Source organism: Micromonospora sp. HNM0581 (genome assembly GCF_012726175.1).
GTDB lineage: Bacteria > Actinomycetota > Actinomycetes > Mycobacteriales > Micromonosporaceae > Micromonospora.
This window is the reverse complement of the sequence record NZ_JAASAD010000059.1, coordinates 1-1,267: the sequence shown is the minus strand read 5'-3', so window position 1 is coordinate 1,267 and position 1,267 is coordinate 1. Positions and strand designations below refer to the sequence as shown.

Below are 1,267 nucleotides of genomic sequence, written 5' to 3'. Positions count from 1 at the left end.
TGTCAATCCCCTGGAATCGTGGAGGGTTCGGTTATGCGGCCTGGTCCTCCAGGACACGGATAGCCGATCGCTCGTAGTCGATCGGTGAGCGTCCGCCGCAGACGGAATGGCGGCGACGACGGTTGTAGAAGTCGGTGATCCAGGTGGCGATCTTGAGCCGGGCCTCGGTGCGGGTGCGGAACTGGTGGCGGTGGACGTACTCGACCTTGAGGGTGGAGAAGGTGGCCTCGGCCACGGCGTTGTCGTAGCACGAGCCGACCCGGCCCATCGACTGACGTACCTTCCAGCGGGCGCACGCCCTGGCGAAGTCGGCCGAGCAGTATTCGCTACCCCTGTCGCTGTGGAAGATCACTCCGGCAACATCGCCACCGCGGGTGACCGCGGCCATGTTCAGCGCGGCGACGACCAGGCCGGCGTCGTGGTGCTCGCCCATGGCGTAGCCGAGGATGCGTCGGGAGTACAGGTCGATGACGGTGGCGAGGTAGAGCTTGCCCTCACCGGTGACGATCTCCGTCATGTCGCCGCACCAGGCCACGTCAGGCGCGGACGCGGTGAACCGGCGCTTGACCAGGTCCGGGGCGGCTGGCCGCTTGCCCTGCCGGGTCAGCCCACGCCGGCGCCGCTTCGCTCTGGCGACCAGGCCCAGCTCGGCCATGAGCTCGGCGACCGTGTTGTCCGACACCCGCCAGCCCTGTTCGCGTAACTCGTCGCCGACGCGAGGACTGCCGTAGGTGCCACCCGAGGCGTCGAAGACACGCCGGACCGCGTCCGCCAGCCTGGTCCTACGGTCCTGGCGGGGTGTCGGCGGACGCTCCCGCCACTTGTAGAACCATGACTCGGACACCCCGAGTGCCCGGCAGGCCACCGCGTGCGGCACAGCATGCTCGGTCCTCTGGGAAGCGATAAAGGCGGCCACGCTCACCGGCCCGTCGCTTCCTTGACCCACAGGACCACGGATCGCTTGAGGACATCACGCTCCATCGCCAGCTCGGCATTCTCCCGCCGCAACCGCGCCAGCTCGGCCCGCTCGTCCTCGGACACCTGCCCGGCAGCGGCTTCGCCGCGAGCGGCACGTTCCTGCTGCACCCAGTTAGCCAGGGTGCCACTGTTGATCCCCAGATCACGCGCTACCTGCGCGATCGACTTCCCGGTTTCCCGCACGATCCGGACCGCGCCCGCGCGGAACTCCGGATCGAACCGGCGTCTCGTTTCAGCCATGAACCTCCATCCCTCAAGTTCTGGCCTCCACGCTACGAGGGGAAGGGCA

The 1,267-nt window shown here is 68.2% G+C and carries 2 protein-coding genes; both read right to left on the bottom strand.

The window, feature by feature from the left end; translation table 11 throughout:
- Positions 1 to 31: 31 nt before the first annotated feature.
- Complete coding sequence (locus tag HCA58_RS23070) at positions 32 to 922, bottom strand: IS3 family transposase (RefSeq protein ID WP_169600154.1); 891 nt, start codon at positions 920 to 922, stop codon at positions 32 to 34.
- Positions 919 to 1,218: a transposase gene (locus tag HCA58_RS23065; protein ID WP_169600152.1), complete on the bottom strand. Its 300-nt coding sequence runs from the start codon at positions 1,216 to 1,218 to the stop codon at positions 919 to 921. The genes HCA58_RS23070 and HCA58_RS23065 overlap by 4 nt, the downstream gene beginning before the upstream one ends.
- Between the last annotated feature and the right edge of the window lie 49 nt (positions 1,219 to 1,267).